The following is a 22,712-nucleotide window of genomic DNA, read 5'->3' as shown; positions in this document are numbered from 1 at the left end:
TTTTCCCCTTTTATGAATTTCATTTTATATAAAATAATATACCCCATTTATTAAGAATAAAAAATTATTTTATCTTTATTTGGAGTAAAAAAATTTTACAATCCGCCCGTGACCTGGCATATTGCAGCGGTAATTTAACACATATGCAGGAATTTTTTCATATACTTGAGTAGGAACAAGTACTTCAGGGTGAAAAAATGATTTGTGATAACCTGTTAAACCCCAAAGCGCCCAAACCCAATCAGCCGCCCAATCCAACGGACTATGAGAGAAGCATTATGTCCTGGTATGCCCTGTACAGGGCCTGCCATACGGAGGATTACGACTATATAAACAAGGCTATGTCTCCTCCTGAGCCCATTACCAATATTGCAGGTCCGGGACAGTTCAAAGGCAGGCGGATAGGAATAATCGGAGGCGGACTGGCAGGTCTGTCTGCTGCGTTTGAATTACGGAAGCTGGGTTTTGATATTGAAATTTTTGAGGCAAATAAGGAAAGAGCGGGAGGCAGGGTATATACCTTTTATTTTGACCGGGAAAAGCAGTATTATGGTGAATTTGGCCCAATGAGAATTCCTGTAAATCATGAAACCATGTGGCATTACATAAATCTTTTCGGGCTTGAAACAATACCATGGATACAGTCGGATCCAAATGCTTTTATCTATCTGCACCAGGTTCGGGTCAGGAACGACCCCCAGGGCAAAAATGTAATGAAATATATATATCCGACCTACAGGTTGACTGGCTGGGAGGCTGAAACACCCTGGCAGGAGCTGGGCTACTATGGGATAGAAGCTCCGGTTTTGCAGGCACCTCCCTCTGTAAGGAGCGAGATAATCAGGGTGCTGCCGCGGTACAGCAGACAACTGCTGTTCTGGGACAGCCTGAATGTAAGGCAGATGTTTCAGTGGAGGAAGCTGAGCCAGGATGCCATAAACCTGCTGTCCAACCTGTTTCCCATAGGAGGGGAGTTTTTATACAATAATTATGTGGATTTCGTGCAGGAATACTACCCTGTAAACTTCTGGTATATGTATCAGATAAAAGGGGGAATGGTAAATCTGCCACTGGCCTTTATAAATTCCTTTACCAGCAAGGATACCTCAAGATATTATCCGGGTATACCGGCAGCCCGGCTGGGAAATGTTTCGTACAGGCCGGGTTATACGGTCAAAGGTATCTATGGCAATGCTGACGAAAAGGTATCGGTAGCATATACTGTAAGTGATTCGGAGAGCTTGAAAATTGAGAGCTTTGACAGCATAGTATGTGCTGTACCGTTTTCAGTGCTCAGGACCTTTGATATAAACCCTATTTTCAGCAGCATAAAAATGCAGGCAATCAAGGAGGTAAACTACGGCAATGCCCAGAAAACCTTGATTTATTGCAACCGCAGGTTCTGGGAGGAGCAGGGGATAATAGGCGGGGGCTCCTATACAGACCTTCCCGTTACAACTATATGGTATTCCTCACATTACCAGAAGGCAAACAGTGTAAATGACCCTGGAGTCATACTTGGCACATATAATTTAAATCTGGATGCCGTAAGACTTGGAAATATGACGGAAGAAGAGCGCATAACAAAAATCAAGCGTGATGTGGAAGAGGTTCACGGCCTTCCCGCAGGAGCGCTGGATAGTATAGTAACAGATTACAAGACTCAAAACTGGAATTCAGACCCTTTGTTCAGAGGTGCCTTCTGCTATTTCACACCTGAGCAGAAAAAACTGTTTTCCTGGCCTATGACACAGCCGGAATATGGCAAAAAGGTTTTCTTTGCGGGTGAACACGTATCAGCACTTCACAGATGGATGCAGGGTGCGCTCCAGAGCGGAATGGAATCGGCAAATGCTTTGGCATATGCAAGCCGTGCGCAAAAGCAGGTTAACACTCAGAAATGAGCTGGATAAGGAAGAAAAGAATGGCATCGGTCAATAGGGATTTTAAACAGCTTCTTTAAGTGGTATAATAAATTGCAGACGAAGTAATAAATCAGGCATATACCATTGTATGCTGTACAAAATCGCAAAACCAGGGGGAAACATACATTGATATCAAAATATCAGAATTTAGGACAAATTGGAAATAACAGGCCCGCAAGGTTTGTAGCAGCCTCGGCGGTTATATTGTACTTCTATTTCATACTTGGAGGAATAGTGGCTTCAGTACCAATGATATATGCAATTGTTCGCAATCCGTATTCCATATATGATCCGCTGCTTCAGGAAAATGCCATTGAATTTATGGGGAAGTACGTAAACCCTGTGGCCAATTACATTTTTTCAAACCTTGCAATTTATTTTATGCTGGCAGGTGCTTTTATAGCAATCAAATGGATTCACAACAGACCTTTCGGCTCTGTTTTCAATAACCGGGGAAAGCTTAAATGGTCAAACTTCTGGATTGGTTTTGCGGTTTTTGGGATATTGCTGGCAATAGGCACGGGAGTGGATTACATTTTTAATCCGGGAACGTATAAGCTTTCCTTTGACAGCTCGAAATTCTGGTACACCCTTCCGCTTATACTGATAATGACTCCTATTCAGACAACCACCGAGGAGATTGTATTCAGAGGCTATATAATACAGAGCTTCGGCCTTAAAGTAAAAAACGGCCTGCTGCTTTCTGTTATATCCGGAGTTGTGTTTACACTGCCTCATCTTGCAAATCCTGAGGTATATGCCTCCAACAAGCTGGGGGTATTCAGCACCATATGCATGATTCTCAATTACTTTGTTGTGGGCATGGTGCTTGCAATGATCACCATCAGGACGAATTCACTGGAAGCGGCAATGGGTGCCCATGCAGTCAACAACCTGTTCTGTTTTCTTCTTGTGAGCTATCCAGATACGGCACTCCCTACAAATACGGTTTTTTATACTACCAACTTTGACCCGGTGTCCGGACTTGTATCAGTCATAATAACTGCCGGCCTGTTTTATGCAGCAACTGCTTTCGTTATTAAAAAGACAGATAAGACAATGGACGGCAATAGACACATTTTGAACTAAAATAATCAAGGAGAGTACATAAGCTATGAGCCTTCAATTTATTTATGGACGGGCAGGCTCTGGAAAGTCCTTTCACTGCTTAAGGCAAATAAAATCAAAGTTGTCGGAAGACAAGTCCCAAAAGCTGGTTTTGCTTGTACCGGAACAATACACCTTTCAGGCTGAATATGATCTTATAAAGGTTCTGGAAACGGGCGGTATCCTTGAGACAGAGGTATTGAGCTTCCGAAGGCTGGCATACCGGGTTTTGAACCAGGTGGGCGGCATAACCTATCCCCATATACATCCGGCAGGCAAGTGCATGCTGCTGTATATCATACTGGATAAGATGAAAGAGGAGTTTGCCATATTTCACAAGTCTGCCGGAAGCCAGGGCTTTGTCAATACAATATCCGGCCTTATAACGGAACTGAAGAGATATAATGTCCATCCGGAGGATATGGAGAATATCATAAATAATCTGGAGGTAAATTCCTACCTCCGTCAGAAAGTATCGGAAATCAGTCTCATCTATTCCAAATTTGAAGAACTGCTTTCTCTTCGCTACCGGGATTCCGATGATGAGCTCACCCTTTTGGCGGCAAAGCTGGACGCTACAAATATGTATGACCAGGCGGACATATGGATAGACGGCTTTTCGGGCTTCACTCCCCAGGAGTTTTTAGTCATTTCGAGGTTGATGGTTAAAGCTCGTACGGTTTACATAACGATTTGCACCGATATTCTGGAGGATGAGGCTTCAGATATTTCCGATGTTTTTTTCTCGGTTAAAAATACCTACAGGAGATTTGCGGCCATAGCAGGTGATAATTCGGTAAAGGTTCTGCCGCCCATATGCTGCAACAGCCCTGTACTCCCGCGGTTCAAGGAGAGCAGGGAACTTGCCCTGCTTGAGAATAACTATTTTGCATATCCATATGCGGCATATGAAAAGAGCACGGAGGATATTGAACTGTATGAAGCGGTAAACATATATACTGAAATTGAAGAGTGTGCCCGTGACATTATAAGGCTTTGCCGTGATAAGGGGCTGAGGTACAGGGATATGGCAGTTGTCACCAGAAATCTGGCAGGATATCAGGAACTGGTGGAGGTCATTTTTCAGGAGTATGGAATTCCATGTTTTATAGACTCAAAGTCAGAAATTACAAATCACCCTTTAATCAGACTGGTTTTGTCCATGCTGGATATTTTTAATGAAAACTGGTCCTACGAGGCGGTTTTCAGATATTTAAAATCAGGCCTTATGGATTTTGATAAAAATCAGATTGATAAAATAGAAAATTATGTTCTGGCGTGTGGCATAAGGGGGAATAAGTGGACTTACAACGGAGACTGGAACATGACTCCTGAACTGCTGCCGGAGGAAAAGCGCAGCAGTGAAACCCAGCAAATGCTTTTGGAAATAAATGAAACAAGAAGGCTGATTGTACAGCCCCTTAGCCGTTTCAGGGAGAAAACCAGGGGAAGAAAGAGGGCGGCGGATTTTTGCGGCTGCCTTTACGACTACCTCACTGAAATGGGAATTGAGAATAAAATAGAGAACTATATTGAATTGTTCAAACAAAACGGGGAGCTGAGACTTGCCTCCGAATATGAGCAGGTATGGAACATCCTTATGGAAGTGTTCGATCAGGTTGTTGAAGTACTTGGAGAAGAGACCCTTGGAATTGAAAGGTTTACAAACATCCTGAAAATTGGTCTGGCAGAGTATAAGATTTCATCCATACCGGTTGCACTGGATCAGGTGCTGGTAGGAAGCGTGGAGCACTCAAAAAGCCACGAAATCAAGGCTCTGTTCCTGCTTGGAACAAATGACGGCATTTTCCCTTCTGCGGGTATGAGTGAAGGTATATTGTCCGATGCCGACAGGCTGGTGCTCAACAACAATGGGGTGGAACTGGCCAGCGACACAAAAACCCAGGTGTTTGATGAACAAAACCTGATTTACAGGGCATTGACCACACCAAAAAACTATTTGAGGATAAGCTGGCCCATAGCTGACCATGAGGGAAAAACCATGAGGCCTTCAGGAATTATATCCAGGGTGAGGAAGCTTTTCCCCCAGGTGACCTGTAAGAGCAATGTTGCCAAGCCCGCAGGTTCTGAAGAGTATGTCAGGCTTATTTCCTCACCGCAGCCGGTATTCAATCAGTTGGTCCTGGCCCTGAGAGACAGAAACAACGGCATGGAAATAAGCCCGGTGTGGCAGGCCGTATATGAATGGTATCGGGACCGGCCTGAGTGGAAGCAGAGGTGCGAGCTTATGGGAGAAGCCTTTAAATACAGAAATACAGCACTGCCGGTAAGCAGGGAAAAAATACGGGAGCTGTACGGAGCAAATGCATACTCCAGCGTGTCAAGAATTGAAAAATACACCTCCTGTCCCTTTGCCTACTATGTACAGTACGGTCTGGGGGCAAAGGAGCGCAGGATATACCAGCTAAGCCCTCCGGATGTGGGTACATTCATGCATACGGTTATCGAGCAATTTTCCCGAGTGGTGGAAGAAAGGGAAATATCCTGGCGGTCCTTGGAGAAAGAATGGTGTGCTGAGCAGGTGGCCCTGATTGTTGACAATCTGTTATCAGGAATGAAAAATACCATCCTGGGCGGTTCAAAGAGGTTCCGAGCCCTGACAGTGAGGCTTAAAAGAGTGGTTACAAGAGCAGTCTGGCTTATAGCTGAGCACATCCGCAGGAGCAGCTTCGAACCCATTGGTTATGAGGTTGATTTCAGCGAAAACGGCAAATTCCCGCCAATAGTAGTAGAATTGGACTCGGGTGAAAAAATCACCCTTGTAGGCAGAATAGACAGAGTGGACGCGTTGAAGACCAGGGAGGGAACTTATCTGCGAATTGTGGACTACAAGTCGGGGCAGAAGGATTTCAGGCTCAGTGACGTATATTATGGCCTTCAGATGCAGTTAATCACATATATGGACGCTCTGTGGCAAAATACCGGCAGGGAAGCGGAGGACAGCATCTATCCCGGCGGCATGCTATACTTCCGGGTGGATGACCCTCTGGTCAGGGGCTCGGTTACTGCAACTCCGGAAGAAATCGAGGCTGCCATCATGAAAAAGCTCAAGATGAAAGGGCTGCTGCTGGCGGACGTACAATTGATAAAGCACATGGACAACGAAATTGACGGCAGTTCAATGATTATCCCTGCAAGGATAAACAAGGGGGATGTTCTCGGCAAATCCTCAGTAGCCACACTGGAACAGTTTACCGTTTTAAGGGAGTATGTAAAAAGGCTGCTTAAGGATTTATGTTCGGAAATCATGAAGGGTGATGTGGCAATCAAGCCCTACAGAAAAAGAAAAGTGACCTCCTGCCAGTATTGCAGCTATTCTTCAATTTGCCAGTTTGATCCGGCGCAGAAGGAGAACAGTTTCAAATTGCTGCATGACAGGGAATCGGAGGAGGTCTGGAAGCTGATGCACCAGATGCTGGAACAAATGCAGTGACAAATACGGAACAAATGTATAGAGAACATGGAGGTTGGAGCAAATGGCCCAAACAGTTTGGACAAAGGAACAGCAGGCTGCCATTATGGAGAAGGACTGCAATCTGCTGGTTGCAGCCGCTGCAGGCGCCGGTAAGACTGCCGTCCTGGTGGAAAGAATCATCCGGAAAATCATAAATGAAGATAAGCCTGTCGATATAGATGCCCTGCTGGTTGTAACCTTCACCAACGCCGCCGCAACTGAGATGAGGGAGAGGATAGGCACCGCCATTTCAAAGGCCATTGAGGAAAAAAGTGTCTCAAAAAGTCTGCAAAGGCAGTTGACATTGTTGAACAAGGCCTCCATTACTACCATACATTCCTTCTGCCTTGAAGTGATCAGAAATAATTTTCAAAGCCTGGAGCTGGACCCGAATTTCAGAATACTTGATGAGACAGAAGCCGCCATAATGAGGCTGGAAACCTTGAATGAGCTATTTGAAGAAGTTTATGAGGACCAGGACAACAACTCTGATTTTTTTGACCTGCTGGAAGCCTATGGCACCAACCGTGACGATCAGAAGCTTCAGGACATGGTGCTTAATATTTATGGTTTTGTCCAGAGCTACCCCTGGCCGGAGAAGTGGCTTTCGGACCGGACGGAGGATTTTAACGGGGACCTGGGCAAGGATTTTTCGGAAACCTCATGGGGGGAAATTGTACTCAAGATAACCGGCCTGCGCCTGGAAGGTCTGATTGAGATATATGCGGGGGCCTGTAAAAGACTAAAGCATGCTTCGGGCCTGGAGAAATATTTTGGGGTTTTCCAGGAGGAACTGGACAGGCTCAAGGAGCTGCTGAGGCTGGTAAAGGGAGCAGACCCGGCTATGTCGGAGGAGACCGGCAACAAGGTGCAGGCAACTGCAAAATGGAATGACATCTTTTTGTATCTGAATAATTTTGAATTCATCAGACTGCCAAGCTCCGGAAAGGATGCGGATAAGCAGCTTCAGGAGCAGGTCAGGCAAACCAGGGACGAAACAAAGGCCTTTGTAAAGAATCTGAAGGAGGAAGTATTTTTTCAGAAATCCGAGGATATTACCGCAGACCTTAAGGAGGTATATCCGCTGCTTAAATGTTTGTCCCGCCTTGTGCTTGAATTCACAAGGAAGTACTCTGACAGGAAGCATTCTAAAGCTGCCGTGGATTTTAATGATCTGGAACATTTCTGCCTGAAGCTTTTGGCCGAAACGGACGAAGCCGGAAATAACCGCCCTTCTGCTGTTGCAATGGCTTATAAGGACAAGTTCGATGAAATTCTGGTGGATGAATATCAGGACAGCAATCTTGTCCAGGAGATAATCATAGGTATGATATCCAGGGAAGACAGGGGAACTCCCAATGTTTTCATGGTCGGGGATGTCAAGCAGAGTATCTACAGATTCAGGCAGGCAAAGCCGGAATTGTTCATGGGCAAATACAACAGCTACTCCGGTGAGGCTGAAGGCTTGTACAGGAAGCTTCTGCTGTTTAAGAATTTCAGAAGCAGAAAAGAAGTGGTAGATGGTGTAAACTTCATATTCGAGCAGATAATGTCCGAGAGCATGGGAGAACTGGAGTATGACCAGCAGGAGAGATTGAACCCCGGGGCATTTTTCCCGGAACCGGAGGAAGAGGCAGCTTTAACGGGAGGGACTGTGGAGCTGCATCTCTTGGAAACGGCAGCTTCTTCCAGCCCTGAAGAGGAACAGGAAGAAGCTGAGGAGGAACCGGCGGAGGGGGAAGAAGAGGAGATACTTGACAACCTGCAAAAAGAGGCCAGGCTGGTGGCAGGACGCATAATTGAGCTGATGCAGCCTGACAGTGAAGGCAGGTATTTTTGTGTTTTTGATAAAAAGGAAAATCAATATAGAAAACTGCAATTCAGAGATATAGTTATACTTCTGAGAACCACTAAAAGCTGGACAGAGGTATTTTGTGAGGAACTTTCCCTTTTCGGCATACCTGTTTTTGCCGATACCGGCAGCGGTTTCTTCAAAACTCCTGAAGTACAGGTGTTCCTTTCGCTGCTTCAAATAATAGATAATCCTTACCAGGACATACCTCTGCTGTCGGTGCTCAGATCCCCCGTGGCAAATTTCAGTACGGATGAACTGGCGGAGCTGAGGTTGACAGACAGGAAGGCGGCTCTGTTTGATGCACTTAAGCTTCTGGCGGAGTCTGACGGCAAAACAGGCCAGAAAGCCGGGGGCTTCCTGAAAAGGCTGGAGCAGTGGAGGTCAATGTCCATGTACATGTCCACCCATAAGCTTATATGGCAGTTATACGGCGACACCGGATATTTCAGCATTGTTGGAGCCATGCAGGACGGAGAGAGAAAGCAGGCAAATCTCAGGGTGCTTTTTGAACGAGCCCTTCAATATGAAAAAACCAGCTACAAGGGCTTGTTTAATTTTATAAATTTCATAGACAGGCTGAAAACCGGCAAGGGTGATATGGGAAGTGCCAAAATACTGGGTGAAAACGACAATGTGGTCAGGCTTATGAGTATACACAAAAGCAAAGGCCTTGAGTTTCCTGTAGTATTTGTCAGCGGCTGCGGCAAGAAATTCAATTTCCAGGATATGTACAAAAGCATTTTACTGCACCAGGAGCTGGGTTTCGGCCCGGACTTTGTAGATTACCGGAGAAGAATAAAATATCCGTCGGTACCGAAGCTGGCAATAGCCCAGAAAATCCGGAATGAAACCTTATCCGAGGAAATGCGCATACTTTATGTTGCGCTGACCAGGGCAAGGGAAAAACTCATACTTACCGGTGCTGTGGGCAATCTGGAAAAAGCCGCGTCCAAATGGCTGTCTGCTGCCGAATTTCCCGGTGTCAAATTTCCGCCTGACGAAATGGCCAAGGCCAGGAACTACCTGGACTGGATATGCCCTGCCGTCATGAGGCATGAAAACGCGCTGAACCTCCGTTTTGCAGCGGGTACCGGCAGAGATGCCCAACCGCCGGAAGTACCAAGTGATTCAAAATGGAGTGTGTATCTTAAAAACAGTGATTATTCGATTTCCGTCAAAAAGGCTGGAAGCCTTGAACAAAATGAATTTAATGTTATGGATGTGCTCCGGGATAAAAACACCGACAAAAAAACACGTGCTGAGATAAGCCGGCGTCTTTCCTGGAAATACCCCTTTCCCACATATGCCGGCATACCTTCAAAGCTGTCGGTCACTGAGCTCAAGAGGTATTTCAGTTTGAATGATGAGGGACAGGACTATGATTTCAGCAAGCTCTCAGGAATACGCAAGCCTTCTTTCCTGCAGGAGAAAAAAGGTCTGTCTGCTGCGGAGAAGGGTACAGTGCTGCATTTTGTCATGCAGCACCTGGACTTTGCAAGCAGGGATATTGAGAGCCAGCTCAGGATGCTGGTCAGTAAGGAGCTCATTACACAACAGCAGTCCGAAAGTGTGGATGTAAGAAAGCTTATGGCCTTTGTAAACGCGGATATATGCAAGAGGATACTGGCCGCAGATGCTGTGTACAGGGAAATTCCCTTCAATCTGGAGCTCTCCTTCAAGGAGCTTTACGAAAATCATCAGGAGCTGCCATTCCAGGATAGACCTGAGGAGCAAGAGGAAACAGTGCTGCTGCAGGGTGTCATTGATTGTTATTTTGAAGAGCAGGGGAACCTTGTCCTTCTGGATTATAAAACCGACTATGTGGAATCCGGCGGCACCGAAAGAATTAAGGACCGGTACCGGCTTCAGCTTGAATATTACTCCAGGGCGCTGGAGAAACTCACAGGCCTGAAGGTTTCAGAGCGCTATGTCTATCTTTTTGCCACAGGTGAGCTGGCAGGACTGTAATATGCTTTCATACGGCTGTATTCTTGAAGTATACCGTACAATAGTTGAAGGGTATTGAGAGTAAAATCAGTCAAAAAGCAAAAATAAAAAATATAATTTCTAAAATGTATTGACATAAGTATTTGAGCATGCTAAAATACTTTTTGTCCGAGAGACGTTGCGGGTTTGTGTAACGGTAGCACGACTGACTCTGGCTCAGTTTGTTAGGGTTCAAATCCTTAACCCGCAGCCAAAAGTATTTCAATTCCCAAGATTGAAATACTTTTTTTATGCAATCTGTATGCGGACTTGAAGTTGCTTGAATATGCTTTTGAATTTGTGGAATATAATAGCTGACGTTATAGATTATGACACAAATACAAAAAGCAGAAGTAGAAACCTCTGCTTTTTGTACGTCTTCTTGTTTAACGTCCGGGTAAAACAAAAGAGATCATGTTTAATAGTAGTATCATTATAAATTCAAATGTAATATGTGTCAATACATAATTAAAATTGATGGGGAATAGTAATTGTAATAAATGTTTTTTTGAAAAAGCCATATCAGTATGATAGAATAAAAAATGTAATTGTAATATTATGTATAACAGTAAACCTAATCTCTTAAAACTACTCTTCACTGAAAACTGAGGAAGTGTTATGAAAATTTTAATGCTGTCTTGGGAATACCCGCCAAGAATAATTGGAGGTATTTCCCGAGTAGTTTATGATTTAGCTCAGAATCTGGCTAAATATGGCAACGAGGTTCATGTTGTTACCTGTTGGGAACCGGGAACCGAGGAATTTGAAAAAGATAAATATGTAATAGTGCATAGGGTACATGTATATAATAATGCTTCAAACAATTTTGTAGAATGGGTAATGCAGTTGAATTTTGCCATGCTGGAATATGCAGTGAAGCTTGCGGATAAAACAGGCTTTGACTTGATACACGGGCATGATTGGCTGGTGGCGTATGCTTCCAGAGTATTAAAGGTGACTTTTTCGCTTCCGCTGATTACAACCATACATGCCACCGAATATGGAAGAAATTGCGGAATACATAATGACTTGCAGAGAACAATAAATAGTATCGAGAGATGGCTGATAAAGGAATCCGACAGTCTGGTTGTCAACAGCGAATATATGTATAAGGAATTGTTAGCCGTATACAATGCTGATGCAGCTAAACTTAAAATCATCCAAAACGGAGTGAATTTGAAAAAGTTTGACAATATACCGTCAGACCTTGCTTTCAGACAAAATTATGCCTCCAGTAATGAAAAAATAGTATTCTTTGTGGGAAGACTAGTGAATGAAAAGGGAGTACATGTTTTGTTAAATGCCATACCGAAGATTTTATGCAACTATAATGATGTTAAGTTTGTAATTGCGGGCAAAGGACCGTGTTTAAATAATCTAATAGAGCTTAGCCGTGAGCTGGATATCCTTCATAAAGTATATTTTACCGGCTTTGTAAGTGAGGAGGTATTGTTAAAACTCTATAAATGTTCCAATATTGCTGTTTTTCCCAGCACCTATGAGCCTTTTGGCATTGTTGCACTGGAAGGGATGGTTGCAGGCATTCCTGTCGTTGTTTCTGATGTTGGAGGGCTAAGTGAAATAGTAAATCACCGTGAGGATGGAATGAAATTTTTCAGTGAAAATTCCAACTCGCTGGCTGATAGTATTTTAGAGCTGCTGAAGGATACAGTATTATCGGAAAGCATTAGCGCAAAGGCAATTCAAAAAGTACAGGAGCTTTATAATTGGGATAGTATTACTGATGCCATGCTGAAGGAATACGTGCGCGTTATATCGCAATATAAGAGCCGGGGGGAGTAGATCCCTTTATGAGATTAGTTTATACACTTAAATTGGAGGATTAATTGTGTCAAAAAGTAAAAAGAAATTAAAGATAATACCACTGGGTGGTTTGCAGGAAATAGGCAAGAACATTACCGCTTTTGAATATGGTGATGATATCGTGGTTGTAGATTGCGGACTTTCATTTCCAGAGGATGAAATGCTGGGTATTGACCTGGTTATACCTGATGTCAGCTATTTGATTAAAAATAAGGAAAGGGTAAAGGCCATTGTGCTTACCCACGGTCATGAAGACCACATCGGGGCTTTACCATATGTACTGAGAGAGCTGAATGTGCCTATCTACGGGACCAAACTGACCCTGGGCCTTGTAAAATACAAGCTTGAGGAGCATGGACTTGCAGATCAGGTGCATCTTCAGACTGTTCAGCCGGGACAGACAATAGAACTGGGAGCTTTTAAAATAGAATTTATCAGGGCAACCCACAGCATAGCTGATTCGGTTTGCCTGGCACTGTTTACACCCGTGGGGATTGTTATTCACACCGGAGACTTTAAAATCGATTACACACCTATTGAAGGCGCGCCCATGGATCTGGCAAGATTGGCCGAACTGGGGAAAAAGGGCGTCCTGCTGCTTATGTGTGACAGTACAAATGTTGAAAATGAAGGCTATACAATGTCTGAACGCACTGTGGGGGATACCTTCAATGAGATATTCATGAACTGCAGAAGCAGGATACTTGTGGCGACCTTTGCTTCAAATGTGCACCGTGTACAGCAGATATTCAATGCTGCTGTAAAATTTGGAAGAAAAGTAACGGTAATCGGCAGAAGTATGATTAACGTGGTAAATGTTGCAATGGAACTGGGATATCTGAATGTTCCCGAGGGTGTCCTGGTGGACATGGAAAACATGGATAAGGTTCCCCATGACAAGCTTGTCATTATTACCACCGGCAGTCAGGGTGAGCCCATGTCGGCCTTGACAAGGATAACCTTCTCAGAACACAAGAAGGTGGAAATTGTACCGGGAGATACTGTAATAATATCAGCTTCACCAATACCGGGAAATGAGAAGCTCATATCCAAGGTTATAAACGAGCTCTTTAAAAAGGGAGCAAATGTCATATATGAAGCACTGGCCGATACCCACGTTTCAGGCCATGCCTGCCAGGAGGAAATAAAGCTTATACACTGCCTGGTAACCCCTAAATTCTTTATGCCTGTCCACGGTGAACACAGGCATTTGAGGCAGCATGCCGACCTGGCGATTAAAATGGGTATGAACAAGGAAGATATATTTATTCTGGATATAGGAAAAGTTCTGGAGCTTACTGCTGATTCAGCAAAGATAAACGGAAGTGTCACAGCCGGAAAGGTACTTGTAGACGGACTTGGTGTAGGTGACGTGGGCAATGTGGTTCTGAGGGACAGAAAGCATCTTTCGCAGGACGGTTTGATAGTCGTAGTAATAACTATTGAAGGTGATACCGGAAATGTTGTGGCAGGCCCGGACATTATCTCGAGAGGGTTTGTTTATGTCCGTGAGTCCGAGGATCTTATGGAACAGCTTAAGGATATAGCCAAGCAAGCCGCCTACAAGTGCGACGGCAAAAATCACGGAGACTGGTCCATCAGGAAGACTGCAATCCGTGAAGCCCTGAAGGATTGCATTTATGAAAAGACAAAGCGCAAGCCGATGATACTTCCAATAATCATGGAAATTTAATTTCTTGATAAGATAATACTGAATATTTTTAAAAATTATTTTATTTAATTACCGTCACATTTTGTGTGAACTCCTGTCCGGCCTTCCTGAAGGCCGGATTTTTATATCCAAGCACATACATGTCGGTAGCCTGGGCCTCAAGTTCCAGCATTCTGACCAGCAGACTGTTGCAGGAGGTCTTGAAATCTGCAGTCTTGGTGATTATGGGAAGGGAGGAATTTTTCTTCATTTTTGAAAGCAGAGTGCGGCCGGTGTGGTTAAAGCCAAGGATTCTGGCATACTGGGGGCCTCCATACTCCATAAAAAGCTCGGTGTCTCTTCTTGTAAGGCCTGTCAGCATGGAAAAAAGGATTCTCTGTATGCGGGTTTGGGCATACCTTCTGGTACAGATGTTCTTTATCAGCTCCTCAATTGTGCCCGAAAGCTCCCCTGCATTTTTCAGCCTGTATTCCAGTCCCTCGGAAACATCGGGCAATTCACGCAGTTGTGCCGGTTTCATCCATCTTAACAGGCTAAGAATTATGTTTTCAAACTGCTTTAATCCGTTGGGGCCTCTCCCTGCTGCAAATTCACGCTCAATAACCGCCCTGGAATATGGCGGGACAGTCACCGCAGCTTCTTCACTGAGGCCGGATTGTATACTGTTCCTTATGGCTGTGGCACTGGAGACCGGCCCGGTCAGTTCAGAAGAATTGTAGCTGTTGGACACTCTTGCTATGGTATAAGGCCTGATTGAGCTGTCAAGTCTTTTCAAAGCCTTAAGGTACTCAATTCCCAATATGTTGTTTGAGGTTTCAAGCAGTTGGGACAGGGCAGACATATTATCCTTTTTATTTTCAGTCTCCAAAAAATTATACAGTGCCTTCTGCCTGCATACAGGATAGGCAAGGCCAAGGCTTAGCTGTTTTTTAAGCTCTTTTTTATATTCTTCGGGCTCTTCTGCCAGAATGCCGGCAATGTATTGCAGAGCGCTTATATCCCCGTGTTCACTTCCAAAGCAAAGGCTATCGGTAATACCTGTGGCTTCAAGCAGCTTTACAGCCCCAAAGGCAAAGGATTCGGCACTTGCCATGGCATAGGGGTGGGGCAGCTCAAGCACAAGGTCGGCCCCGCAGTTCAGGGCGATTTCTGCACGGGCGGTTTTATTCAGAAACGCAGGTTCTCCCCGCTGGATAAAATTGCCGCTCATGACGCAGACCACAGCGTCACAGCCTGTTATTTCCCTTGACTTTTCCATATGATATATATGTCCGTTATGAAAAGGATTGTATTCAACAACTATGCCAAGAACTTTCATCATAACCTCCGGGTTGAATATAATTACAGATACATAGTGAACTGCCATATTCTTATTATACATATAAAATTCTTAAATGAAAGGCGATAGCAAGGATAAAAATATTCATATCCGGCATGACTAATACAGAACTATAATTTTTTAATTTATTGGGAGGTGGATATGAAAACGATACTTTACATTTTTATTGTGGCAGCCTTCATTCTTGTGACCTTTTTCGGCCTGGGCCCCGTATTGTTTGCAGACGGTACGGCAAGAGAAAGGCTTTTGACCCTGGCGGTGGTCATTATAATTTACCTGCTGCTGGGCTGGGGTACTATTAAGCTGATCAGAGGAAAAAAATAAAATTCTGTTTTTTGCAGGAGGCTGTTTTGATGGTATAATGTTATAATATTTGTTATGATAAATCATGAGAATTTTATTAAATGAAGGGGTATTACCGTATAAGTGAGGTTTTTATGCTGGAAGATATATTCGGAATAAGCCGGATTGCGGCACTTGATAATTCGGCCATGGAGGCCGCAAAAATGAGATGGGACAGCAGGACCAAGCCTCTTGGGAGCCTGGGAAGGCTTGAGGAGCTTGTGGTGAAACTTGCCGGAATAAACGGCACCGCAAGTCCGGCTGCTGACAAAAAGTCAATAGTAATCATGTGTGCCGACAATGGGGTGGTTGAGGAAAATGTAAGCTCCTGCCCCAAAAGTGTGACTGCATCGGTAACCTATAATTTTACACGTGGAATAACGGGAATAAACGTGTTCTCCAGACTTGCAAATGCAAGCCTGGAAATAGTGGATATTGGAGTGGATGCTGACTTGCCGTATTCCCGGATTATAAACAGGAAAATCAGAAGAGGCACCTGGAATATGGCAAAGGGCCCGGCTATGACCAGGGAGGAAGCAATTCAAGGCATCGGGACAGGTATTGACCTGGTTGGAGAGCTGAAAAAGCAGGGTGTAAATCTTTTGGGCACCGGAGAGATGGGCATTGGAAATACTTCCACCAGCAGTGCGGTTTCGTCGGTTTTGACCGGTGTTCCGCCCCAGGCACTTGTTGGTTACGGCTCCGGCCTGTCGGAAGAGGCGTACATAAATAAAATCCAGGTTATAAAAAAAGCGATTGATTTGAACAGGCCGGACAGAGAGGACCCCATAGACGTGCTGGCAAAGGTGGGAGGCTTTGATATCGCAGGCTTGGCAGGCTGTTTTCTGGGTGCGGCGTTACATGGAATTCCAGTAGTGATAGACGGCTTTATTTCTGCCGCCGCCGCCCTGGTTGCTGTCTGTATACAGCCCAAAGCCAGGGAATACATGCTCCCTTCACACGGCTCGGCAGAACACGGTTTTGACGTGGTAATGGAAGCTCTCAAAATGGAGCCCATGTTGAAGCTTGAAATGAGGCTGGGAGAGGGGACTGGAGCTGCCCTGGGCTTCCAGCTTATTGATTCCGCCCTGGCCGCGTATAATCAGATGGGAAGCTTTAAAGATGCGGAAATCACCCAATATATCCCCCAATTATAGGAGGTATCCGGAAATAAGGCCTCAAAGTTTTAATTTAGTATTTAAAGGTTGAATAAAGCCTGTTCAATGGTATAATTAAGCATAAATGGAGGATTTGAGCATGCATTACAAGGTGGTTGAAATAAAACCCGGAGTCACGCTGCTGCGGGACAGGGATACAAATATATATGTTGTGGAAGGCAAGACCTCCGCTCTGGTTGTGGATTCAGGCTATGGTTTTTTCGATTTGAAAAGTCAAATAGAAGAAATAACCAGGAAGCCGATAATTGCAGTTTGCACACATGGTCACATCGATCACGCTTTCGGGGGACATCATTTTGATGCCATCCATATGAGCAGGAAGGAACTGCCCATTTACCGGAAGCATGACAAGTTCAAGAAATATATACTGGAAAATCATGCGCCCGATGTAAAGGTATTGTCCAGGGAGGCTCTGGAGGAGTGGTACAGGGCAAAGCCCAAAAGGATAGAATTCATCGAGCCGGGAGACCTGCTTGACATAGGTGAAAATACCTTGGAGATAGTGTCACTTAGGGGACATACTCCGGGAAGCATAGGAATTCTGGACAGAAAACACCGCATTCTCTTTTCAGGTGACGGCCTGTGCAATTATATCTGGATGCAGTTGCCGGAATCCTCCTATCTTTCTGAGTACTACGAGATTTTAAATTCTCTTTCTGCATATGAGGAGGATTTTGACTTCATATGCAACGGCCACAGTCATGAGCCTTTGCCCGTGGCTTTTATAAACGATATGAAAGCAACCATCAACGATTTGTTTGAGGGTGCCCAGGGCAAACCTTACAACAACCCTAATGCAAGTGGCTGGCACTATGTTAAAAACGGCTGTGAGATAATGTACCAGCTTGACAAGATAAAAAAACCATAACAAGAATATATTGATTTCTGAGGGAGGTGAACAAAATGCTTCAGGTTGAGCTTGTACAGATGCTGCATATGCTTGTATTCTTATTTGTTGTATTTATGCTGACCATCAGCTTTGTTCACAGCTTCAGACCGGTAAGCTCTTTTCTGGGACATGCAGATGCAAAATGCCGTATAAGCACTATAGTCTTGTATTTCCGGGAACTATCAGTGGTTGATTATAATTGCTATCACAAATTTGAAATCTGGAGGAAGTACAGGTTCAGTTGAATATGCCACTTGTCATCTCATATAAAAGTTAAATTTTTACTTTGAAGCCCAAGCCTTTTTGGGCTCAAGAAACGGAGATAAAATGAGTGTCATATTTGAACTTTTAAATTCTGCCATGAACCGTATGTTTTTTCTTATTGGTGATTGGGGGATAGTCATAGTTCTTGCCACCTTGGTCATCAGGCTTTGCCTGCTGCCACTATCCTTAAGGCAGAAAAGAAGTATTTCGGAGCAGCAGGTGTTTTCAGGAAAGCTTGAGGAAATAAAACAAAGGTATTCCGAGGACAAGGAAAAACAGCAGCAGGAAATAGCCAGGCTTTCTGCAGAGAACATGAAAAGCATGGCAGGCTGCCTTGTGACTTTGATTCAGTTGCCTGTTATGTACATCTTATACAGGGTGTTTTCTGACATGCCAATACAGGTAGGCAGTGTGCTGGTTCCCTGGATCAGCAATCTTAAGCTGCCCGATGCCTTGCACATAGTTCCGGTCATTGCTGTTCTGATTCAGATGCTTCCCGGCATCATTGCAGCCTATACACCTGTGAAAGGCGCAAAGCAAAACGGTATGGGCTGGCCCCAGCTATTGCTGATGGGAGGTATGAGCATGCTGTTTTTTGTAAAAGCACCTGTGACTCTTGGGATATACTGGGTGACCTCAGGTCTTTTCAGTATCCTGGAGGTGGTTTTGTTCAACAGATTTTTCAAACGGCTTCCCGCTTGACCTGATTGACAGTAGCATACATTAAAAGCCTGTTGCATATTTAAGAACACAAGTATTCAAGCTCCTTGAATATATGTTCCTTTACCTGCAACAGGCTCTTTTATTTGGAGGCCTTCCTCAGTTCTTGTTTAGCACGGCTGCTCCGGTTTCCTCTTCAAACTGCTTTAGATACAGGGAGTGATAGTAGCCCTTTTGCCTTAAAAGCTCCTGATGGGTTCCTTTTTCAATTATTTTCCCGTTTTTTACCACCAGTATGAGATCCGCCTTCTTTATGGTAGACAACCTATGTGCAATCAGGAAGGAGGTCCTGTTCTTCAAAATGTGCATAATAGCTTCCTGTATAAGCTGTTCAGTCTGGGTGTCGATGGAGGAGGTAGCCTCATCCAGCACAAATATCCTGGGGTTCGCAATTATTGCCCGTGCGAAGGATATAAGCTGTTTTTCACCGGTGGATAGCCTGTCGCCGCCTTCGCCGATATTGGTATCAAGGCCGTTTTCCATATTGCTTATGATCCCATCGGCAGCCACCACTCGTATTGCGGCTTCAATTTCTTCGTCAGTTGCATTGAACTTTCCATATTTTATGTTTTCCCGTATGGTGCCCGAGAACAGGTGAGGGCTCTGCAAAACATAGCCTATGTTATTGTGAAGCCAAAGCTGCGAGCGCTCCCTGTAATCCCTGCCGTCAATAAGTATCTGCCCCTGGGTGGGTTCAAAAAACCTGCAGGCGAGATTTACCAGAGTGCTTTTCCCTGCACCGGTTTCTCCTACTATTGCAACGGTGGTTCCGGCGGGTATTTTGAGATTGAAGTTTTCAAGGATATACTCATCTCCGTCCGGATATTTGAAGGAAACCTCCTTAAATTCAATATCACCCATTAAGTGCTCCCAGTTTTCTCTTTTTGGATTGAAATTGTCCCCGTACTTCTCTATAACCTCCGGAGTGTCGGTAATTTGAGGCTCGGTATCCAGAAGCCCTGTAACTCTTTCAATATTTGCCTGTGTGGATACAAAATCGGCAAAGACACGGGCAATCTGCTGAATAGGCTCAAATATACCGATTGCATAGGTTATAAAGGCAGAAAAGGTTCCAAAGAAAAGAGGATCCTTTATTGTCAGATTGCCTCCGCTCACAAGTACAAAGCACACCGCCATGGTACTGAAGGTCAGTACTATGGGAATGAATACGGCATTGAGAATGGTTGCCTTTAAAGTATAATCATAGTACCTGCCGGTTATCTCAGAGAATTCCTTAAGGTTTTTATCCTCTATGACCAGAGTTTTGGAAGTTCTTGCTCCGGTTATACCCTCATTGAAGGCGCCGGTCATTCTGGAGTTTATCTTTCTTATTTTTCTGTTTATGTTCAGAATCTTTTTCTGAAAGTACAATGTAACCAGTGCTATTACCGGTATTATGGACATTACCAGCAGAGCCAGCTTTACATTGAGTAAAAGCATAGCTATAAATACTCCGAATACATATATGACAGCCCAGAGCATATCAATGAGCCCCCAGGACACCATCTGACCGATTCTTCCAGTATCGCTCATGACCCTGGCCATCATGTAACCCACGGGTGTGGTGTTGTAATAGGAAAAGGACAGCTTCTGCAAATGTACAAACAATGCTCTGCGTATGGCTTTTGCCACGTTCAGCTCAACTCTCATGGCATTCCTTATAAAAAATATTACTGCCAGGGCTTGTGCCAGGAGCATAAGGCCGTAAGCGGCTGCAAAGCTTTCTATGCCTCTGGCCGATCCAGTTGTAATATAGTGGTTTATTGCATACCTTTGAAAAAGCGGATATATTACATCTATTATTGAAACCAGTATCAGGAAGGACATGGCCCTTATGAAATCTTTCCTGTAAAGCTTCACAAAGGGCACAATCCTGGCCCATACCTTAAGGGAAAAAGGCTTTTTATATTCTTCCTCTTCAAAATATGACATTACCTATCACCTCCTGTAAGAGCATCCTGCTCCGGTCCCTGCAATTCGGTCTCCAGACTGCTCTGTATGTCGTATATTTTCTTATAGACTCCGTTTTCGTTTTGCAGCAACTGGCTGTGAGTGCCCATTTCGGATATCCGGCCGTCCTCCAGCACCATTATCACATCGGCATTCATTAACGTGGTTATGCGGTGGGATACCAGCACGACAGTACTGCCGGAAGTATTCTGCTTAAGAGCTCCCCGGATTTTGGAATCTGTTTCCGAGTCTACGGCAGACAGGGAGTCATCAAATATCATGATGGGGGAGCTCTGCATCAGCATTCTTGCAATAGCCACCCTCTGCTTCTGTCCACCGGAAAGAGTAACACCCCGTTCTCCAACGATGGTCTCATATCCTTTTGAAAAGCCCATTACAGCATCATCCACAGCAGCTATCTCCGCAAAGTGCCGGATACTCTCAATACTGCTGCTTCCATCAAAGGCGTCGATATTTTGCTGTATGGTTTTTGAAAACAGAAAGGGTTCCTGAAGCACAAAACCTATATTTTTTCTCAAGTGCTCCAATCTTATTTTCCTGATGTCAACCCCTCCGATTTCAATAGAACCATTGCCCCGGGGAAGCTCAAAAAGCCTGTCGAGCAGATACATTACGGTGGATTTGCCCGAACCGGTTCCTCCAAGGATTCCAAAGGTGGTGCCGGCTTTAATTTTGAAGGAAATATCCTTAAGCACTGTTTTTTGTCCTTCATAATCAAAAGTGACATTTTTGAACTCTATATCCCTGTTCATAGGGGGTGTTACTGCGTCGGGACAATCCTTTTCCTGCTCTTGAGACAAGATTTCGTTAATACGGTTTAAAGATACGCTGGTCTTGCTCATCTCTGACAGAATTCTTCCGAATTGCCTTACAGGCCATACCAGCATGGAATTGTAATAAACAAATACCAAAAATTCACCCAGGGTTATAACGCCGTGGGAAGCTTCAACAGCGCCTAAAACTATAATAAGCATGACCTGCAGGCCTGACACCAGATCGCCTATTCCCCAGTATTTGCTCAGCAGGTAGCCAAGCTTTATCCAGTAGTTGGCAAAATAGTCATTCTTATTATCAAAATTGTCTATCTCGTAAGCCTGGCGGCCAAAAGCCCGCACTACCCGCACTCCTGTGAAATTTTCCTGAACCATGGCCGAAAGGGCACCTTCGGCTTCGTCTGCATATTTGAACCTGTCAGCTATCTTCTTGAAGAAAATTCCGGAATAGGCTATGACAACAGGTAAGAAAGCAAGCGCTACAAGTGACAGCTTTACGTTCATCAGGAACATCAGAGTGAGGGAGAAGCCCACCAGAAATACAGTTCTCACCATTTCATTAAATTGAATGGACAAGAAGTTTTTCACTGTTTCCACATCGGAAGTACAGCGCTGAACTATATCTCCTGTCTGGTTTTTTACATGCCAGCTATAGGGAAATTTTTGAATATGCTCGTACAGCCGGTTGCGCATTTTTCTGATTGTACCTTCCGAGGCCCTGGCCATACAATACCTGTACAAATATGTAAAAACTCCCGACAGAACTGCCAGCAGCAGAGCCAGGAACGCACATATGACCAGGCTGCTCCTTAATAACTCTATTCCCCCAATTTGGTTTACAAAATCCAGAAGAATTTTGGGCAGCTTCAGCTCATTGGCTCCAATTACATTATCCACTATAATTCTGATAATTTGGGGCATAAGGTAGTTGAAGACTATGGCAAGCATGGTAAAAAACACAGCCAGCACATAAAACCACCTCAGACCTTTTATGAACGAATACAACATTTTAAATCTACCTTTATTTCCAGGCTGCATACATAACTCTCCTTAAAAAATAATGCCTAAGTAATCGCCAAAATAGGCCTTACCAATACTGGCTGCCGTAATTGATCATAAAAAAGAGAACAAAAAAACACGATACCATAGCATCGTGTTTAAAATATTCATTTTTTGATATTTCAAATTTAAATGACGGTTACTTAAGTGTCTGACCTAATACAAGCAAAATAATAAGGCTTACCCGCTATAGATCCGATATTCAATTATTTATAGCGCACCTCATTGATTTTAATTGATAACATCTTTATAAACACTCCTTTCACCAGAATTGATAATTAAACTTACCAGGTTATGTTATTATAACATTGCATGTCCTGTCAATAGTTGTAA

The 22,712-nt window shown here is 44.2% G+C and carries 14 protein-coding genes and 1 tRNA gene; 12 read left to right on the top strand and 3 right to left on the bottom strand.

The window, feature by feature from the left end; genetic code table 11:
* Nucleotides 1-197 precede the first annotated feature (197 nt).
* The 7 genes from CLHUN_RS17300 (at nt 198) to CLHUN_RS17270 (ending at nt 13,865) form a co-directional block, all read left to right on the top strand.
* Nucleotides 198-1,904, top strand: coding sequence for a flavin monoamine oxidase family protein (locus CLHUN_RS17300; protein ID WP_080065884.1), 1,707 nt, complete (start codon nt 198-200; stop codon nt 1,902-1,904).
* Between the two features lie 147 nt (nt 1,905-2,051).
* Nucleotides 2,052-3,014, top strand: a complete 963-nt coding sequence (locus CLHUN_RS17295; RefSeq protein ID WP_080065883.1) for a CPBP family intramembrane glutamic endopeptidase — start codon at nt 2,052-2,054, stop codon at nt 3,012-3,014.
* A 25-nt stretch (nt 3,015-3,039) separates the two neighbouring features.
* Nucleotides 3,040-6,486 carry a helicase-exonuclease AddAB subunit AddB gene (gene addB, locus CLHUN_RS17290; RefSeq protein WP_080065882.1) on the top strand — a complete coding sequence of 1,149 codons (3,447 nt, stop codon included), beginning with the start codon at nt 3,040-3,042 and terminating at the stop codon, nt 6,484-6,486.
* Between the two features lie 43 nt (nt 6,487-6,529).
* Nucleotides 6,530-10,330: a helicase-exonuclease AddAB subunit AddA gene (gene addA, locus CLHUN_RS17285; RefSeq protein ID WP_080065881.1), complete on the top strand. Its 3,801-nt coding sequence runs from the start codon at nt 6,530-6,532 to the stop codon at nt 10,328-10,330.
* Nucleotides 10,331-10,488: 158 nt separating this feature from the next.
* Nucleotides 10,489-10,562, top strand: a tRNA-Gln gene (locus CLHUN_RS17280).
* Between the two features lie 404 nt (nt 10,563-10,966).
* Nucleotides 10,967-12,151, top strand: a complete 1,185-nt coding sequence (locus CLHUN_RS17275) for a glycosyltransferase family 4 protein (RefSeq protein WP_080065880.1) — start codon at nt 10,967-10,969, stop codon at nt 12,149-12,151.
* 46 nt (nt 12,152-12,197) lie between these two features.
* Nucleotides 12,198-13,865 (top strand): ribonuclease J, encoded by a 1,668-nt coding sequence (locus tag CLHUN_RS17270; protein WP_080065879.1) that lies wholly within the window; start codon nt 12,198-12,200, stop codon nt 13,863-13,865.
* 40 nt (nt 13,866-13,905) lie between these two features.
* On the opposite strand, the gene CLHUN_RS17265 is transcribed toward CLHUN_RS17270, so the two are convergent.
* Nucleotides 13,906-15,165: a nucleotidyltransferase gene (locus CLHUN_RS17265; RefSeq protein WP_479692037.1), complete on the bottom strand. Its 1,260-nt coding sequence runs from the start codon at nt 15,163-15,165 to the stop codon at nt 13,906-13,908.
* A gap of 159 nt (nt 15,166-15,324) precedes the next feature.
* Here CLHUN_RS17265 and CLHUN_RS17260 point away from each other — a divergent pair, with 159 nt between their 5' ends.
* From CLHUN_RS17260 to CLHUN_RS17240, 5 genes are all read left to right on the top strand, one after another.
* On the top strand, nt 15,325-15,507 hold the full coding sequence (locus CLHUN_RS17260; protein ID WP_080065877.1) for a DUF6954 family protein: 183 nt from the start codon (nt 15,325-15,327) through the stop codon (nt 15,505-15,507).
* A 113-nt stretch (nt 15,508-15,620) separates the two neighbouring features.
* Complete coding sequence (gene cobT, locus CLHUN_RS17255) at nt 15,621-16,682, top strand: nicotinate-nucleotide--dimethylbenzimidazole phosphoribosyltransferase (RefSeq protein WP_080065928.1); 1,062 nt, start codon at nt 15,621-15,623, stop codon at nt 16,680-16,682.
* A gap of 100 nt (nt 16,683-16,782) precedes the next feature.
* Nucleotides 16,783-17,571 carry an MBL fold metallo-hydrolase gene (locus CLHUN_RS17250; protein ID WP_165755782.1) on the top strand — a complete coding sequence of 263 codons (789 nt, stop codon included), beginning with the start codon at nt 16,783-16,785 and terminating at the stop codon, nt 17,569-17,571.
* 35 nt (nt 17,572-17,606) lie between these two features.
* Nucleotides 17,607-17,837: a hypothetical protein gene (locus CLHUN_RS17245; RefSeq protein WP_080065875.1), complete on the top strand. Its 231-nt coding sequence runs from the start codon at nt 17,607-17,609 to the stop codon at nt 17,835-17,837.
* Nucleotides 17,838-17,919: 82 nt separating this feature from the next.
* Entirely contained in the window at nt 17,920-18,558 is a 639-nt protein-coding gene (locus CLHUN_RS17240; protein WP_080065874.1) for a YidC/Oxa1 family membrane protein insertase, read from the top strand.
* A 117-nt stretch (nt 18,559-18,675) separates the two neighbouring features.
* Here the strand turns inward: CLHUN_RS17240 and CLHUN_RS17235 are convergent, their stop codons facing one another.
* On the bottom strand, nt 18,676-20,508 hold the full coding sequence (locus CLHUN_RS17235; RefSeq protein WP_080065873.1) for an ABC transporter ATP-binding protein: 1,833 nt from the start codon (nt 20,506-20,508) through the stop codon (nt 18,676-18,678).
* Entirely contained in the window at nt 20,508-22,358 is a 1,851-nt protein-coding gene (locus CLHUN_RS17230) for an ABC transporter ATP-binding protein (protein ID WP_080065872.1), read from the bottom strand. Before CLHUN_RS17230 ends, CLHUN_RS17235 begins: the two co-directional genes overlap by 1 nt.
* Between the last annotated feature and the right edge of the window lie 354 nt (nt 22,359-22,712).

Origin of the sequence: Ruminiclostridium hungatei (assembly GCF_002051585.1) — a bacterium.
Lineage (GTDB): Bacteria > Bacillota > Clostridia > Acetivibrionales > DSM-1351 > Ruminiclostridium > Ruminiclostridium hungatei.
The sequence above is the reverse complement of the archived record's forward strand: the minus strand, read 5'-3'. Positions and strand labels throughout refer to the sequence as shown.

What these genes read in the sequence shown, in the direction of transcription:
- addA (WP_080065881.1), top strand. Translation starts at nt 6,530, where the DNA reads ATGGCCCAAACAGTTTGGACAAAGGAACAGCAGGCTGCCATTATGGAG.
- CLHUN_RS17300 (WP_080065884.1), top strand. Translation starts at nt 198, where the DNA reads ATGATTTGTGATAACCTGTTAAACCCCAAAGCGCCCAAACCCAATCAG.
- CLHUN_RS17230 (WP_080065872.1), bottom strand. Translation starts at nt 22,358, where the DNA reads ATGCAGCCTGGAAATAAAGGTAGATTTAAAATGTTGTATTCGTTCATA.
- CLHUN_RS17260 (WP_080065877.1), top strand. Translation starts at nt 15,325, where the DNA reads ATGAAAACGATACTTTACATTTTTATTGTGGCAGCCTTCATTCTTGTG.
- CLHUN_RS17235 (WP_080065873.1), bottom strand. Translation starts at nt 20,508, where the DNA reads ATGTCATATTTTGAAGAGGAAGAATATAAAAAGCCTTTTTCCCTTAAG.
- CLHUN_RS17265 (WP_479692037.1), bottom strand. Translation starts at nt 15,165, where the DNA reads ATGATGAAAGTTCTTGGCATAGTTGTTGAATACAATCCTTTTCATAAC.
- CLHUN_RS17250 (WP_165755782.1), top strand. Translation starts at nt 16,783, where the DNA reads ATGCATTACAAGGTGGTTGAAATAAAACCCGGAGTCACGCTGCTGCGG.
- CLHUN_RS17245 (WP_080065875.1), top strand. Translation starts at nt 17,607, where the DNA reads ATGCTTCAGGTTGAGCTTGTACAGATGCTGCATATGCTTGTATTCTTA.
- addB (WP_080065882.1), top strand. Translation starts at nt 3,040, where the DNA reads ATGAGCCTTCAATTTATTTATGGACGGGCAGGCTCTGGAAAGTCCTTT.
- cobT (WP_080065928.1), top strand. Translation starts at nt 15,621, where the DNA reads ATGCTGGAAGATATATTCGGAATAAGCCGGATTGCGGCACTTGATAAT.
- CLHUN_RS17240 (WP_080065874.1), top strand. Translation starts at nt 17,920, where the DNA reads ATGAGTGTCATATTTGAACTTTTAAATTCTGCCATGAACCGTATGTTT.
- CLHUN_RS17275 (WP_080065880.1), top strand. Translation starts at nt 10,967, where the DNA reads ATGAAAATTTTAATGCTGTCTTGGGAATACCCGCCAAGAATAATTGGA.